This is a genomic window from Pseudomonas sp. DCA-1, assembly GCF_046523955.1.
Lineage (GTDB): Bacteria > Pseudomonadota > Gammaproteobacteria > Pseudomonadales > Pseudomonadaceae > Aquipseudomonas > Aquipseudomonas putida_Y.
On record NZ_CP169881.1, the window covers coordinates 4,930,734 to 4,947,500 of the forward strand.

Below are 16,767 nucleotides of genomic sequence, written 5' to 3' on the forward strand. Positions count from 1 at the left end.
ACTCCTTAGCGCAGGCTAATGGTGGTGTTCACACCGTCGTTGACGCTGTCGTCATCGAACCAGCGAGCAGTGACAGTCTTGGTCTGAGTGTAGAACTGCACCACTTGCTTGCCGTACGGCCCGAGATCACCGAGCTTGGAACCACGCGAGCCGGTGAAGCTGAAGAACGGTACGGGTACCGGGATCGGGATGTTGATGCCGACCTGGCCAATATCGATCTCGCTCTGGAACTTGCGTGCTGCCGCGCCGCTCTGGGTGAACAGGCCGGTGCCGTTGCCAAACGGGTTGGCGTTGACCAGGGCGATGGCCTCGTCGAGCGTGTCGACTTCCAGGGTCACCAGCACCGGGCCGAAGATTTCCTGGGTATACACCTGCATGTCGGTCTTCACGCCCGAGAACAGGGTCGGGCCGACGAAGTTGCCTTGCTCATAGCCCGGTACCTTGACGTCACGGCCGTCGAGTTCCAGCTTGGCGCCTTCCTTGATACCGCTTTCGATCAGGCCCAGCACACGCTCCTTGGCCCGCTTGGAAACCACCGGGCCAACGTCGGTGCCCGGCTCGCAGCCAGCATTGACCTTGAGCTTGCTGGCAGCCTCCTTGATATCCGGCAACCATTCGCGGGCCTTTCCCACCAACACTGCCACCGAGGTCGCCATGCAGCGCTGGCCCGCCGCGCCGAAGGCAGCACCGACCAGCGCATTGATGGTTTGCGTGCGGTTGGCATCAGGCAACACCACCGCGTGGTTCTTGGCGCCCATCATTGACTGCACACGCTTGCCATGCTGGCTGCCGAGGTTGTACACGTGCGTACCGACTTCAGTAGAGCCCACGAAGGAAATCGCCTTGATGTCCTGGTGGGTGCAAATGGCATCCACCACCTGCTTGCCGCCGTGCACCACGTTCAGCACGCCGGCCGGTACGCCGGCTTCCAGCGCCAGCTCGACCAGAAGCATGGTCGACAGCGGATCCTGCTCGGATGGTTTGAGCACGAAGGTGTTGCCGCAGACGATGGCCATGGGGAACATCCACAGCGGGATCATCGCCGGGAAGTTGAACGGGGTGATGCCAGCGCACACGCCGATCGGCTGGCGCAAGGTGTAGGTATCGACACCGCCGGCGACGTTCTCGGCGAATTCGCCCATCTGCAGGGTGCCAATGGACGCCGCGTGCTCGACCACTTCCAGGCCGCGGAAGATATCACCTTCGGCGTCGGCCAGGGTCTTGCCCTGCTCGGCGCTGAGTACCTGGGCAATGCGTTTGGTGTGTTCGCGGATCAGCGCCTGCAGCTTGAGCATGATGCGCATGCGCGCGCCGATCGGGGTGTCACGCCAGGTCTGGAATGCGCGGTGCGCGGCGGCCACGGCTGCATCGACTTCCTCGACGGTGGCGAACGGTACGCGCGCCAGCACCTCTTGGGTGGCCGGGTTGACGATGTCACGCCATTCGGTGGTTCTGGACTCGACCCACTGGCCGTCGATCAGCAGCTTGACCTGCTCAACCTTGGTGCTGTTAGGGGATTGCGGTGCGTTCATCTGCGTTCTCCTTGGAATTATTGTCGGGACGAGATCGCCAGCGCCGGGCAAACGCGAGGTGGCGTCCTGAGGCTTGTTTCGAGTATAGATGTGCAAACATCCAACAAGAACGCACAAAAAAACCGGATCATCATGCAAAAAGACCTCACATCCCTGAGCGCGCTCAACTGGGACGATTTGAAGTTCTTCCTCGAAGTGGCTCGCACCCGCAAGGCCAGCAGTGCTGCCAAACGGCTGAGCGTGGACTACACCACCGTGTCGCGACGCATCAGCTCGCTGGAGGGTGCGCTGGGCACCTTGCTGTTCGAAAAGTCGCGCACCAACGGCTTTGTGCTGACCGCCGAGGGCCAGCGCCTGCTGGGCTATGCCGAATCGATCGAGAGCACGCTGCACATGGCGTGCGAGCAGGTGTCCGGGTCGGGGGTGGCGTTGTCGGGCCATGTGCGCATGGGCTGCACGGAGGGCTTTGGCAGCTTTTTCATCACGCCGCAGCTAAGCCACTTCGTCGACGCCTACCCGGCGATTTCGGTAGACATCCTGCCGCTGCCGCACTTCATCAGCCTGTCCAAGCGTGAGGCGGACATCGTCATTGCCCTGGAGCGGCCCGAGCATGGACCTTATGTGTGCTGCAAGCTGTGCGACTACCGCTTGCGCCTGTACGCGACCCAGGATTACCTGGACAGCCACGCGCCGATCCGCCAGGTGGGGGATTTGGCCAAACACCCGTTCATCAGTTACGTGGATGACCTGGCGTTCAGCTCCGAGCTGCTGTACCTGGCCAACCTGATCCCCAACGCCAGCGCGCATCTGCGCAGTACCAGCGTGATCGCGCAGTACACGGCAGCGCTGCAGGGGCGCGGGCTGGCGATATTGCCGTGCTTCCTCGCCGCGCAGGACCCGCGATTGGTCACGGTGTTGCCGGAGGAGATCGAGGTGACGCGGCAATTCTGGATGTACTGCCGGGAGGACTTGCGCAAGTTGAAGCGCATTACCCTGCTGTGGGATTACATCCGTGGGGTGACCGAGGCGAATGCGCCGTTGTTGATGGGGCAAACCCGCGAGATACGCTTTGCCCAGGACTGATGGGCCTGCGCAATTCAGAGAGCGACACAGACCCTGTGGAAGCGGGCTTGCCCGCGAACACCGGCGAAGCCGGTACCACACACCGCGTTGCCTGCTTCGCGGGCACGCCCGCTCCCACAGGGGATATTTGACTGATGGGCCTGCGCATTTCCGAAGGCAACACAGCCCCTGTAGGAGCGGGCTTGCCCGCGAACACCGGCGAAGCCGGTGCCAGGCCGCGTTGCCCACGCTTACAGGGGATATGTGACAGCCCGAGCGTCAACGATCAGTAGGACGCTACCACGATGGACACCCGACGGTTCTCGGTACGCCCGGCGCTGGTGCGGTTGTCCGCCACCGGCTGGCTGCTGCCCAGGCCGCGGCTCTGAATGTTCTGCGCCTGCATGCCAACCCCCACCAGCGCCTTGGTCACGCTTTGCGCGCGGCGCTCGGACAGTTGCTGGTTGTATGCCGCCTTGCCCGACGAGTCGGCATGCCCGTCCACCCGCACGCCCTGGATACCAACGCCGAGCAACGCCTTGCCGATGCGCTCGACAATCGCCTGGCTCTGGCCGTTGAGGCTGTCCAGATCGCTGCCGAACAGCACTTTGCCAGACAAGTCGTAGGCCCAACCTTCATCGGTCGGGGTGAAACCTTCGCGCTTGAGCACAGCAATCTGTTCTGGGGTAAGGCCCTTGGGGGGTGCGCTCTGACAACCGGTCAGCGCCAGCATGGCGAGCAACAAGGCCCAAAGCGGGAATCGTAAGGCTTGCATCACGGGTTCAACTCCTGTTCCTGATTTCGTTGGCGGACCGTTCCGTCTGCGCCACTTGCCAATGGCCACGGCGTTTGCGCTTGGCCTGGTACATTGCCGCATCGGCGGCATTGAGGAGACTGGCCGGGTCAGCGCCGTCATCCGGGTAATAGGCAATACCGACGCTCAGCGAGGTGGCGATACTGCGGCCACTGTCCAGTTGCACCGGCAACTTCATGCTGGCAACGATCTTCTCGGCAATGTGTTCGGCGTCCTCGCGCGAATGCAAAGGCGTCAACAGCACGGCAAACTCGTCGCCCCCCAGGCGCGCCACCAGGTCTTGCTCGCGCAGCTGGGCGCGCACACGTTCGGCCACACTGATCAACACCTCGTCACCCACGGCGTGGCCAAGGGTGTCGTTGATCTGCTTGAAGTGGTCGCTGTCGAGGAACAGCACTGCCAGGTGGTCTTGCTGGCGCGCCGCATTTTGCACGCTGCGGCTCAGGCGCCCTTCAAAGAAGGTGCGGTTGGGCAAGCCGGTCAGGCTGTCGTGGCTGGCCTGGTGGGCCAGGGTCTGGTTTTCGCTCTGCAGGTGGCTATGCCACACCTCCAGTTCATCCAGCAGCGCATTGAAGTCGTTACCCAGTTCGTTGAGCTCGGCAATCGGCGCTTCTGGTACGCGCCGGTCGAAGCGGCGCTCGCGGCGGGCGGCATGGGCGACACTGGCCAGGCCACGCAGGGGGCGGGTGATATCGCTGAGCAGGCGCCGCGACAGATACTGGGCAGCCAAAGCGCTGAGCACCGTACAGAACAGAATCCCGGCCAAGCCGCTGAACAGGAACAGCAACAGGCTCCTGCCCTGGCCTGCCAGCTCGATGTGCCCAACCTGCTGGTTCTGGTGCACGATCGGCAGAATGACCGGCTCTTCCAGCAAGGCAGTGGCAACCTGCACCTCCAGCTGCGCGAGCATGCCGGTATTGTCGCGTTGCCAGTGCGCCAGTTGCTCGCCCTCGTTGTTGAAGACCTTGGCCTCGGCCACTTCTTCGGTACTGGCAATCAACGCCAGCGATTCATTGGCGGCGGCGCTGTCATCGAACACCACCGCCGCTTCTACGGTGTAGTTGATCGAGCGGGCGATCAGCTGCAGGTTATGGTTGGCATAGACACGCAGGGCGAGCACGCCCAGCAGGGTAAGAGAGATACCCGCCAGGCCAACGGCAAGCAAGGCGACGCTAAGGTGGCCACGGCCCAGCACCGAGCGCAGGGTCGGGCGCACGGTACGCTTGCGGGTCGGCTTCATGGCTGCTCCGCCCGGCGCCGCGACAATTGCAGCACGCTGGGGTGAATGTGCACGCCAGAGCGTGCCACCGAGTCGAGATTGACTTCAAAGGCCACCTGCTGGTCGCTGACCCGCAGGCAGAACAGGCTGCCGACCGTGCAGGGGTCATCCGCCTCGCTGATGCTCAGCACCGGGCGGCCGCCGATACGCTGGAACAGTCGATCCCGCTGGCCCTGGTCAAGCTTGCCGATGTAGATGGCATCGCAGGCCTGGGCGACCTGGGTGTCTTCTGCCAGCAGGCGCCGCACCTGCAGCGGCCGGCCAGACTCCTGGACATGGCCCTTGATGAGATCGTCGGCGTACTCGGTCGGGCCGACCAGGCACAGGCGCAAAGGAGAAGGTTCGACGGGCCAGCGGGCGTAGCTGAAGATACCCAGTACTACCTGGGTGACTGCCTTGGCGCGTTGCTGTGCCTGGGCGGCAGTTGTACCGGGGTCTGCCTGGGCAGCGCCTGCAGAAAGGAACAGGACGGCCAGCAATAGCGAAAGCGCACAGCTTGTCACTCGCCTTGCGGCCACGTTCATGTGGGAAATCCCTTCAAGCCCCTTCCGATATCGGCGCAACGATAGCACATGGCCGCTTTATTGTATGAACATGCGGCCACGTGTAATGGGTTTCATGGCCCTAGACCTGTTCGAGCATCAACCCGGAAATACGCCGTACTTTGCGCGCCACCGCTTCTTCGAAGATGCCTTGGCGTGGCTCAACCAGGCTGAAGCAGTGCTTGGCCCGGGTGATGCCGGTGTACACCAGTTCCTTGGTCAGCACCGGGTTGAGCGCATCCGGCAGCACCAGGGCAGTGTGGCTGAACTCCGAGCCCTGGGACTTGTGCACGGTCATGGCGAATACCGTTTCCACTTCGTTGAGCCGGCTCGGCAGAACGAACCGCACACCACCATTGCCATCGTTGCGCGGGAAGGCCACACGCAGCAGCGGCTGGCCATGCTCATCCGGCAGGCGCAGGGCAATGCCGATGTCACCGTTCATCAGACCCAGGCCGTAGTCGTTGCGGGTCACCAGCACCGGGCGCCCTTCGTACCAAGGCTGCTGGCTGTCGATCAGACCGGCATTGTGCAGCACCCGCGCCACCCGCTCGTTGAGGCCTTCGACACCCCAGGCACCCCGGCGCACCGCGCACAGCAACTGGAAATCTTCGAAACTGCGCAAAACCTTGCTCGCCCATTGCTCCCAGGCGGGATCGTCAAAGGCGGTATCAAGTGCCGGCCGGTAACGGCCAAGGGTGCGCAGGTAGCTGCGGTAGCCTTGCGGGCCATCGGTCCCGCGGTTCAGGCCATCGAGTAGCAGGCGGTCGAAAGCACGATCCTGCTCGTGCTTGAGCGCCAGGCTGTGCACGTCGGCCGGCGCCGTGGCCAGCAGGTTGCGCGCCGCGTGAGCGTCCTGACGATTGACCAGTCTGGCCAACTGGCCGATACCGCTGCCTTCACCGAAACGCCTTGAGAACCGCAGCATCACCACTTGCTGCGCCAATGGGTGGCGCTGCTCATCGCCGGTCTTGAGGCCACTGCCGGCCAGCGACTCGCCACTGATCTGCTGAAGCCACGCTGCAGTCGCCGGCGAGTAAAAGCCCTCCTCAGCATCGCGGCACAGGTCACCCAGCACCGCGCCGGCCTCAACCGAAGCCAACTGGTCCTTGTCGCCCAGCAGCACCAGACGCGCCCGCGGCGGCAAGGCATCGAGCAGGTTGGCCATCATTTCCAGGTCGATCATCGACGCCTCGTCGACCACCAGCACATCCAACGGCAACGGGTTGCCAGCATGGTGGCGGAAGTGCCGCGAGCCCGGGCGGCTACCGAGCAGGCGATGCACGGTGCTGACTTCAGTAGGGATTTGCCCGCGTACTTCGGCGCTGACTTGCAGGCGCTCGACTTGCTGGCCAATGGATTCGGTCAGGCGCGCAGCGGCCTTGCCGGTCGGTGCAGCCAGACGGATGCGCAGTGGCCTGCCCTGCTCCACTGCCGGTGCCTGCAGCAACGCCAGCAGGCGCACCACGGTGGTCGTCTTGCCAGTACCGGGGCCGCCAGTGATGATGCTGAAACCGGCACGGGTGGCCAAGGCACAGGCGAGCTTCTGCCAGTCCACCTGGCCAGCTGGCGCGCCGCCCTCGAACAGTTGCGCCAGGCGCTCTGGCAGGTCTGCAGGCGGTGCTTCGGCCTGACTCAGGCGCTGGCGCAGGGCATGGTCGATGCGCCGTTCGTAACTCCAGTAACGGCGCAGGTAAAGGCGCTCGCCACTGCGTACCAGTGGCCGCGCTTGCTGGTCAGGCGTATCACCTGCGGCCACCAGCGGGCTAGCGATGATGCGCTGAAGCCAGGCATTCAAGTCAAGGTTGGCCAGCAGTTGCGATGGCAGTAGCAAGGGGCCGATCAGGGCATCACCTTCCGGCGGCAACGACAGTGCGAAATCTGGCTCGGCCAAGGTTTGTTGCAGGTCGAGGCAGACATGCCCGTGCCCAAGTTGGTGGCTGGCCAGCGCTGCCGCCAGCAATAGCAAGGGATCACTGCCGGGGGCGCGCTCTTCCAGGAACGAGACGAATGCGCGGTCCAGGGCTCGTAGCCAGCCCCGCTCAACCCAACGGTCGAGCAATTGCAGCAGGTCAGCGCTGTTGTGCTGCGGTGCCAGCGCCAGCAGGTGCTCTGCGTGCAACGGGGTGGGCAACAGGTCGACAAGGCTTCGGCTCATGGCGCAACTCCGGCAAACAGGTCCTGCTGTACCGGCGCGTGCTCGCCACGGAACAGCGCATCGAGGCTTTCGATCAGCTCACGCGGTGGCTTGGCGTGGTACACACCGTGGCCGCTGCTGCTGGCACCGCGCAGGAAGATGAACAGGGCGCCGCCAACATGGCGGTCATAATCGTAGTCCGCCAGCCGCGCGCGCAACTGGCGGTGCAGGGCCAGCAGGTACAGCACATACTGCAGGTCGTAGCGGTGCTCAAGAATCGCCTTTTCCATGGCCATGGCATCGTAGGCCTGGATGTCCGGACCCAACCAGTTGGACTTGTAGTCGGTCACGTAGTAACGCCCGTCCAGCTCGAACGCCAGGTCGATGAACCCTTTGAACATGCCGTTGAGCACTGTCGGCTGCGCAGCCGGGCGCGCCAGACCGGGGTGGGTGTGACGCGCCACCAGGCGATCGAGTTGTTCTGCGTCGACCCGGTGGCTGGCGAACCAGAACTCCATTTCGATCTGGTAATGACGCAGCTGGCCCAGGGTTACGCTCTGGTCGCCGCCCGGCAGCGGCAACGCCTCGCCCAGCAAACGTTGCATCCAGTGGCTCAGGGTGGGGATCCAGCCGGCCCAGTCACGGCGGTTGCAGCGCTGGCCAACGGTACGCTCGATCAGTTGAGGGTTGCCGCTGACCTCGCAGAAGCCCTCACGGCCCGCCCACTCCAGCAAACCATGGAGGAAGGTGCCGGGGTTAGGCCCCCGCGGGAAGCGATGGATATCGCCGCTGTCGGCCGGGACTTCACGCAACATCTGGGCATCGGCCACCTCGTCATCCAGCAGTTGCTGGGCCTGCGAGCTGTCGGCGCCGAGGGTCTGATCACCAACACGAAGGGCACTGTAGGAAGCGATCCACCAGTGCTCGGCAGCCGCACGGCGTGGCCTGCGTGCTGGCAGCAGTTCACGTTCGGCGTGTGGCATGCGATACATCTGCTCGTCCGCCTGTGGCAAGCCTGGGCAAGTGATGTGCGGGCAACCTGCCGCCAAAGCCTGCAACCAGTCCGTCAGTTGCACCGAGCCAGCCAAGGCAAGGCCGCCCCCCAGCAGGTAGCCAAAAGCCGAGCGGTGCAGCTGCGAGCTCTTCTGATTACCGCGCTTGAGGTCGGCGACACCCAGCCAGCAAGCATGCTGGGCGCGAGTCAGGGCCACGTAGAGCAGGCGCAGGTCTTCGGCCAGGCGCTCGTCGTCAGCGCGCTCGATCTGCTCCTGGTCAGGTGTAAGGGTGACGTGGGCGTTACCTTCGCTGTCATGCCACGCCAGCGGCAGACGGCTACCATCCACCGGTTTGCTGGTGCAGATGAATGGCAGGTAGACCAAGGGATATTCCAGGCCCTTGGATTTGTGGATGGTCACCACCTTGACCAACTGTTCGTCGCTCTCCAGGCGCAGGATCTGCTCTTCACCGGCCTGCCCGGAACTGGCCAGGTGCTCGGCCAGGTGGCGGATAAGCGCCTGTTCGCCGTCCAGCTCGCCAGCAGCCTGCTGCAGCAGCTCGGCCAGGTGCAGCAGGTTGGTCAGCACCCGCTCGCCATCACTGCGGCGGATCAGCGTGCGCGGTAGCTGGAAGTCATGCAGCAGGTGGCGCAACATCGGCAACACCCCCTGGCGCTGCCAGGTGTCGCGGTAAAGACGAAAACGCATCACCCAGCTCTCCCAGACCCGCTCGTCCTGGTTAAGCCGGTCCAGCGCGGCCAGCGACAGGCCCAGTGTCAGGCTGGCCAGAGCAGCCTTGAGCAGGCGCTCCGAGTCAGGCTCGGCGCAGGCCTTGAGCCAGACCAGCAGGTCGTGGGCTTCCTGGGCGGCAAACACCGAGTCCTTGTCGGACAGGTACACACTGCGCACCTCGCGAGCGGCCAGTTCGGCGCGGACCATCTGCGCCTCATGGCCATCGCGCACCAGGATGGCGATGTCCGAGGGCAAGCAGGCGCGCAATTCGCCTTCGGCATTCTGGAAACCCGCCGTGCCCTGCTGGCCGCCATTGAGCAAGGCAACAATATGGCTGGCGCAACTGGCGGCCAGTTGCTGGCGGTAAACGCTGCTGGAGACTGGCTCTTCACTTTCCAGCTGCCAGCATTGCAGGGCTGCACTGACTTCACCGTCAATCAGCAGCTGTTCGCCACGCCCCTTGGCGCGCACCTCGATGAATGGCAGCGGGTTGTCATCGGCCTCGCGGAACAGGAATGCACCCCGCCCCGCTTCACGCGCCTCGGCCTGCAGGAACACCTGGTTGACCGCCGCCACCATGGCTTTGCTGGAACGGTAGTTGGTGTCCAGGCTGTGCAGGCGGCCGCTGGTGGCACGTCGCGCGGCGAGGTAGGTGTAGATGTCGGCACCCCGGAAGGCGTAGATCGCCTGCTTGGGGTCGCCGATCATGAACAGGCCGGTTTCTGCGCGATTTTCGCTGATCTGGTAAATGCGCTCGAAAATACCGTACTGAACCGGGTCGGTGTCCTGGAATTCGTCGATCAGCGCTACCGGGAACTGCTCACGGATCAGACTGGCCAGGCGCTCGCCGGCCTCGCTGGCGAGTGCGTGCTGCAAGCGCACGAGCATGTCGTCGAAGCCCATTTCTGCACGCCGGCGCTTCTCCACTTCGAAACGCGCCGATACCCAACTGGCCGCGTGCTCGAGCAGCGGGGCATCCGGGCTGTCCAGGGCCTGCAATTGTTGCTGCAAGTGCTGCATGGCGTTGAGGGCTGGGTGCTCGGGAGGTTCTCCCTTCCAGGCCTCGGCCATGCCCGCCGGGGTCAGCCGGGTAAAGCCGGTGCCCAAGTCGAGCTCTACCAGTTGCTCATCGCTGGCCCAAGCGCAGAGCTTGTCGAACCAGGGCTCGAAGTAACGGGCTTGCATCTTGCGGCCGTCGACCTGCTTGGCAGCCAGCGCATCGCGGCAGATTTGCCGCAGCTCCTCGGCCCACTGCGCCCATGGCGCCTTGATCCGCGCCAACTGCGCGCCACGTTGCTGCAGCGACGCTTGGATCAATGCGGCGGGCTCTGGCCCATCCTGCTGGACGCGCACACGGCCGAACAGCGGGCGAATGTGCGGCAGCAAGGCGTCGGGGCTCCCCCAGTTGCCGCGTACCCAGGTCAAAGCGTCACCTTGCATCCCATAGCAGAAGCGCCGCCAGTAATCGCGCATGACCTGGCCCAACAACTCACTGTGGTCGGTTTCCAAGGTCTGGGTGAACAGGCTGCCGCTGTCGAAGGCATGCTCGCGCAGCATGCGCTGGCACCAGCCATGGATGGTCGATACCGCAGCCTCGTCCATCCACTGCACGGCGATTTCCAACCGGCCGGCGCAGCGCGGCCAAGTCTCTTGCGGGTAATCGTCACGCAGTTGGTGCAACAGCGGATCAGCGCCTTCCAGCTCACCACGGAAGAACCGTGCGGCTTCAGCCAGGCGGGCGCGGATGCGCTCGCGCAGCTCTTTGGTGGCGGCGTCGGTGAAGGTCACCACGAGGATCTGCGGTGGCAGCAGCTCACGCTCGAAGCCCTGCTCGCCACCGTGCCCGAGGATCAGGCGCAGGTACAGCGCCGAAATGGTGAAAGTCTTGCCCGTGCCAGCGCTGGCCTCGATCAGCTGGCTACCGTGCAGGGGGAAACTCAGTGCCAGCGGACGGTCCTGGGTCATGCGCCTTTCTCCGGGTTGCCCAAGGTCTGCCAAGGGGCGGTGAACAACGGGCGGTACAAGGTCTCGCACCAGCCTTCAAACGTTTCGTCAGCGGTGAGTGCTGCAAAGTCCCGGAACTGGCGGGCCAAGGCAATGCTTTCACTCCGTTCGCCAAAGCTGGTGCGTTCGTCGCCTTCGTAGGCACGAGCTGCTGCGGCCATGGCTTTATCGGCATCGTCTTGGGCCAACCAGGCGAACGCGGTCTTGGCCGCGACTGGCAACGGCGCATTCATTGCCGCCTGACGGGCCACCAACAGGTCGCCCAGCAGTTGCGCGGCCAGTGCTTGCGGCAGCGGCGCAAGCAACAGGGTCAGGTCACTGGCTACCAATGCACTGTTATAGGGGTAGCCCGCTGCACAGGCCGCCAGGTGCGTAACCCAGGGCGCGATAAGGCGGTGCCACTTCAGGTTGTTGCGCCCGGCACTGATGGTGTTGGGTACTGTGGTGATGCTGAGCAGGCTCTGGTCTTCCGCCTGGAACACCCGGCCCAGCCAGCCTTCCAGACGGTGCTGACCGTGCTCGAAATGCACCGGCAAAGCGCCCTCGACCAGCTGTGGCCAGCGTTGCAGCAATTGCTGGTGACGTTGCAGCAGGTCCGGCAGCGGTTCGATCAACTCGTTTTGCAGCAGTTCGCCGAAACCGGCTAGTGGCAGTAAGCCGCAGGCCTGCAGGCGTCGGGCCTGGGCGCGCAAGGCCTGTTCGGCGTTGTCAGGTGCGGCCAAGGCGGCGCCAAGCAGGCTTTCACTGGCGCCGTAGCGTTGCAGGGTATCGAGGACGAAGGGCTCTTCGTCCGGGGTGGGCGCTTCCAGCGCCTCAAAGTACACCTTCAAGCGCTGGCTGAAGAAGTGCCGCACCGGGTGGCGCAAGAAATCATTCAGCTGGTGCAGACTCAGGGCTTCAGCGTCCTGATATGGCGGCAGGCCCGGCTCGCTCTGCTCGTCTGCCTCGCCCTGCTGGTGCAGCACCTGCCATTCATGGGCATAGCTGAACAGTGGGCTGCCCTTCTGGAAGTACCGAGGGCTGAATGGCTGCAGCGGGTGCTCCTGGGTCAGTGCGTGCAACAGTTGCTCGCCCGGTTTCGCGGGCTGCCCCTGCTGCGCGTCGGCCAAATGCCAGCCCGCAGCAATGTGATCGCGCAGCTGGCCGATCAGCACTGAGGCCGGGCGTTCGCTGTTGTCGCGGATACTGCGCCCCACCCAGCTGACATACAGTTGGTCACGTGCCGACAGTAGCGCTTCAAGCAGCAGGTAACGGTCGTCTTCGCGGCGTGAGCGGTCACCGGGGCGATAGTCGCTGGCCATCAGGTCGAAGTCCAGCGGTTGCTGCGCACGCGGGTAGTCGCCATCGTTCATGCCCAGCAGGCAGACCACCCTGAACGGGATGGCGCGCATGGGCATGAGTGTGCAGAAGTTGACCGAACCGGCGAGGAAACGTTGCGACAACTTGCCTTGATCGAGGCCCGACAGCCAGGCTTCACGCACCACGGTAAGCGGTAGCGGGTCGTGCAGGCCGACGGTCTCGCACACTTCAAGCCAGCTGTCGCGCAGATCCTGCAACTGCATCAACAGGAATTCATCACCTTCGTCCTCGGCGAGGAAGAACACGTTCAGCAAGGCATGCAGTCGCTCGCCCCACTGGCTGACGGTAGCAGGCTCGGACAAGGCCTGGCAGGCAACTTCGAGCGCATCAAGCAACGCGACCAGCGGGCCGATCAGTGCCGCGTCCAGGCCACCGATTTCATCGTAGGGTTCAATGCCATCACAGGCCTCACCCACCCCCACCGCATAACCCAACAACATGCGGCGCAGGCCGAAACGCCAACTGTTCTGTTCAAGCCCGGCGGGCAAGCCCAGGCTCGCCCGCTGCTCGGCGTCAAGGCCCCAACGGATGCCAGCGCCCTCGATCCAGCGGTGCAGCGTGGGCAGGTCGTTTTCACGGATGCCGAAGCGGGCGCGGACTGCCGGCACGTCCAGCAGGTCGAGCACTTCGCTGACCGCGAAGCGGCTGTCAGGCAGTTTGAGCAGGTGCTCCAGCGCGATCAGCAAAGGCTCGCGGCCACGCTGGCCCTGGTCTGTCAGGGTGAACGGGATGTATCGCGGGTCGTTGCGCTGCAACTGGCCGAAGACGGCACGGATATGTGGCGCGTAAGTGTCGATGTCCGGCAGCATGACGATCACGTCGCGCGGGCGCAAACTAGGGTCGGCGCTGAAGCGGGCCAACAGCTGGTCGTGGAGGATCTCCACTTCACGTTGCGGGCTGTGCGCGATATGGAAGCGGATCGAGCGGTCTTTTGTGGTGTCGACTGGCGGCCACAGTTCGCGGCTCTCGGCGAGCGGGCGCAACTCCAGAATGTCGTCCTGCAGTTCGTTGAGCAGCGTGGTGGGCGAACCGTCGCTGAACAGGTCGATGCGGCCGTCGCTGAACACGCCCTGGTAGCTGCCCGGGTCGTCATAGCTGTCGAGCAGGTTGATGTAGTCGCGGCCTTGTTTACCCCAGGCTGCCAGTAACGGATGAGCATGCTGGTGCAGCGTCTGGTCGTCCAGTTGCAAGGGCATGCCTTGCTTGCGTTGCTGGCGTTTGTACTGATGGCGCAACAGGTCCTTGTCGGCAACGATATCGGCCCAGTGATGACGGCATGGGTTGTGTACGCACAACAGAACCTGACTGAAACGCGACAGGCCTGCCAGCGCTTCCAGGGCCTGGGCCGGCAGCGAAGAGATACCGAACACGATCACCCTCGATGGCAGCCCTGCAGGCGCCTGCTCCAGGCTGTTGATGCGCTCGATGAAGCGTTGGTGTACTCCGGCGCGGCTCTGTGCCATGCCTTGCTCGCCAACATCCTCCAGCAATGCTCGCCACAGCTCGGCTTGCCAGCGGTTGCCTGGCGGCAGGACTTTGCGCTCGCCGCGGGCCGTGTTGATGACATGCTCGCCAGTGGCCCAGTCCTTGAGCCAATCGGCGCGGTAGACCTGGTACTGGTCGAACAGGTCGGCCAGGCGCTCGGCCAGCTGGTAGCGCTTGCGCAAGTCACTGTCGTCGGTGAGGAAGCGCCGCAGTGGCTCGAAATACGGCCGCTCGATGAGTGCTGGCAACAGGCGCATCAGGCGCCAGGTCAGTGGTGCCTTGTCGAGCAGAGACACTTCGGGAATTTCGCTACGGCCCAGCACGCTGCGATAGAGCTGCCACATAAAGCTACCGGGCAGTTGCACATCGATTGCAGCGGCGATGCCGCAGCCGCCCAGGTCATCCTCCAGCGGATCTTCAGCCAGGGCCAGCTTGAGCCATTGGGCGATACCGTTGCTTTGCACCAGGGCAATTTCGTTTTCCAGAGGCGCCAGCGGGTAGCGACGCATCCAGCTCACTACCAAGCTACGCAGGTCGTCGAGGCGGTTGCCGTGAACGATCATGAAGCCTGGATGGAGATGGGCGGTGTTGAGCATCGGAAGGTCTCTGGAGGCGCTGATGGCTGAGAGGGGAACGATATCACGCGTACATGAAACGGCCGAATGCCATCAGGCCGCGGGAGCGGGCGTGCTCGCAGGGCTTCGAGCAGGCACAGGCTTTTTTGCCCACAAAGACAAAACCCCTACCTGCATGTGCAGATAGGGGTTTTGCGAAATGAATCTTGACGATGACCTACTCTCACATGGGGAAACCCCACACTACCATCGGCGATGCATCGTTTCACTACTGAGTTCGGGATGGGATCAGGTGGTTCCAATGCTCTATGGTCGTCAAGAAATTCTGTAGCCAGAATGTCCAGATGGACAGCCCGGCGAATCCGGATATGTGATGTTTGTGGTCTTACGAATTTTCGGGTCTTTCGTCTTCACCACCACAATCTGCGTAGCAGATTGCTTGGGTGTTATATGGTCAAGCCTCACGGGCAATTAGTATTGGTTAGCTCAACGCCTCACAGCGCTTACACACCCAACCTATCAACGTCGTAGTCTTCGACGGCCCTTTAGGGGATTCAAGATCCCAGTGAGATCTCATCTTGAGGCAAGTTTCCCGCTTAGATGCTTTCAGCGGTTATCTCTTCCGAACATAGCTACCCGGCAATGCCACTGGCGTGACAACCGGAACACCAGAGGTTCGTCCACTCCGGTCCTCTCGTACTAGGAGCAGCCCCTCTCAAATCTCAAACGTCCACGGCAGATAGGGACCGAACTGTCTCACGACGTTCTAAACCCAGCTCGCGTACCACTTTAAATGGCGAACAGCCATACCCTTGGGACCGGCTTCAGCCCCAGGATGTGATGAGCCGACATCGAGGTGCCAAACACCGCCGTCGATATGAACTCTTGGGCGGTATCAGCCTGTTATCCCCGGAGTACCTTTTATCCGTTGAGCGATGGCCCTTCCATACAGAACCACCGGATCACTAAGACCTACTTTCGTACCTGCTCGACGTGTTTGTCTCGCAGTCAAGCGCGCTTTTGCCTTTATACTCTACGACCGATTTCCGACCGGTCTGAGCGCACCTTCGTACTCCTCCGTTACTCTTTGGGAGGAGACCGCCCCAGTCAAACTACCCACCATACACTGTCCTCGATCCGGATAACGGACCTGAGTTAGAACCTCAAAGTTGCCAGGGTGGTATTTCAAGGATGGCTCCATGAGAACTGGCGTCCCCACTTCAAAGCCTCCCACCTATCCTACACAAGCAAATTCAAAGTCCAGTGCAAAGCTATAGTAAAGGTTCACGGGGTCTTTCCGTCTAGCCGCGGATACACTGCATCTTCACAGCGATTTCAATTTCACTGAGTCTCGGGTGGAGACAGCGCCGCCATCGTTACGCCATTCGTGCAGGTCGGAACTTACCCGACAAGGAATTTCGCTACCTTAGGACCGTTATAGTTACGGCCGCCGTTTACCGGGGCTTCGATCAAGAGCTTCGCTTGCGCTAACCCCATCAATTAACCTTCCGGCACCGGGCAGGCGTCACACCCTATACGTCCACTTTCGTGTTTGCAGAGTGCTGTGTTTTTAATAAACAGTCGCAGCGGCCTGGTATCTTCGACCGGCATGAGCTTACGGAGCAAGTCCTTCACCCTCGCCGGCGCACCTTCTCCCGAAGTTACGGTGCCATTTTGCCTAGTTCCTTCACCCGAGTTCTCTCAAGCGCCTTGGTATTCTCTACCTAACCACCTGTGTCGGTTTGGGGTACGGTTCCCAGTTATCTGAAGCTTAGGAGCTTTTCTTGGAAGCATGGTATCAACCACTTCGTCGCCTAAAGGCAACTCGTCATCAGCTCTCGGCCTTGAAATCCCGGATTTGCCTAAGATTTCAGCCTACCACCTTAAACCTGGACAACCAACGCCAGGCTGGCCTAACCTTCTCCGTCCCTCCATCGCAATAACTGGAAGTACAGGAATATTAACCTGTTTTCCATCGACTACGCTTTTCAGCCTCGCCTTAGGGACCGACTAACCCTGCGTCGATTAACGTTGCGCAGGAAACCTTGGTCTTTCGGCGTGCGAGTTTTTCACTCGCATTGTCGTTACTCATGTCAGCATTCGCACTTCTGATACCTCCAGCAAGCTTCTCAACTCACCTTCACAGGCTTACAGAACGCTCCTCTACCGCATCATCATAAGATGATACCCGTAGCTTCGGTGCATGGTTTGAGCCCCGTTACATCTTCCGCGCAGGCCGACTCGACTAGTG

At 62.5% G+C, this 16,767-nt stretch carries 8 protein-coding genes and 2 rRNA genes (1 of these 10 cut by a window edge); 1 reads left to right on the forward strand and 9 read right to left on the reverse strand.

The features are described from left to right. Positions 1-5 precede the first annotated feature (5 nt). Positions 6-1,532, reverse strand: a complete 1,527-nt coding sequence (locus tag ACE4QZ_RS23275; RefSeq protein ID WP_021784312.1) for a CoA-acylating methylmalonate-semialdehyde dehydrogenase — start codon at positions 1,530-1,532, stop codon at positions 6-8. Between the two features lie 132 nt (positions 1,533-1,664). Here ACE4QZ_RS23275 and ACE4QZ_RS23280 point away from each other — a divergent pair, with 132 nt between their 5' ends. After that, on the forward strand, positions 1,665-2,615 hold the full coding sequence (locus tag ACE4QZ_RS23280) for a LysR family transcriptional regulator (RefSeq protein WP_021784313.1): 951 nt from the start codon (positions 1,665-1,667) through the stop codon (positions 2,613-2,615). 265 nt (positions 2,616-2,880) lie between these two features. On the opposite strand, the gene ACE4QZ_RS23285 is transcribed toward ACE4QZ_RS23280, so the two are convergent. From ACE4QZ_RS23285 to ACE4QZ_RS23320, 8 genes are all read right to left on the reverse strand, one after another. Next, positions 2,881-3,372: an OmpA family protein gene (locus ACE4QZ_RS23285; protein ID WP_021784314.1), complete on the reverse strand. Its 492-nt coding sequence runs from the start codon at positions 3,370-3,372 to the stop codon at positions 2,881-2,883. A gap of 4 nt (positions 3,373-3,376) precedes the next feature. Beyond that, entirely contained in the window at positions 3,377-4,648 is a 1,272-nt protein-coding gene (locus tag ACE4QZ_RS23290) for a diguanylate cyclase domain-containing protein (protein ID WP_103463063.1), read from the reverse strand. Further along, positions 4,645-5,211: a YfiR family protein gene (locus ACE4QZ_RS23295; protein ID WP_021784316.1), complete on the reverse strand. Its 567-nt coding sequence runs from the start codon at positions 5,209-5,211 to the stop codon at positions 4,645-4,647. Before ACE4QZ_RS23295 ends, ACE4QZ_RS23290 begins: the two co-directional genes overlap by 4 nt. A gap of 100 nt (positions 5,212-5,311) precedes the next feature. Continuing rightward, entirely contained in the window at positions 5,312-7,387 is a 2,076-nt protein-coding gene (recD, locus tag ACE4QZ_RS23300) for an exodeoxyribonuclease V subunit alpha (protein WP_135192968.1), read from the reverse strand. Beyond that, positions 7,384-11,058 (reverse strand): exodeoxyribonuclease V subunit beta, encoded by a 3,675-nt coding sequence (gene recB / locus ACE4QZ_RS23305; protein ID WP_410480199.1) that lies wholly within the window; start codon positions 11,056-11,058, stop codon positions 7,384-7,386. The genes recD and recB overlap by 4 nt, the downstream gene beginning before the upstream one ends. Next, positions 11,055-14,537, reverse strand: a complete 3,483-nt coding sequence (recC, locus tag ACE4QZ_RS23310; RefSeq protein WP_103443763.1) for an exodeoxyribonuclease V subunit gamma — start codon at positions 14,535-14,537, stop codon at positions 11,055-11,057. The genes recB and recC overlap by 4 nt, the downstream gene beginning before the upstream one ends. A 183-nt stretch (positions 14,538-14,720) precedes the next feature. Continuing rightward, positions 14,721-14,836 (reverse strand): 5S ribosomal RNA (rrf, locus tag ACE4QZ_RS23315). Between the two features lie 130 nt (positions 14,837-14,966). After that, positions 14,967-16,767: ribosomal RNA gene (locus ACE4QZ_RS23320) — 23S ribosomal RNA — on the reverse strand; it runs 1,092 nt beyond the window's last position.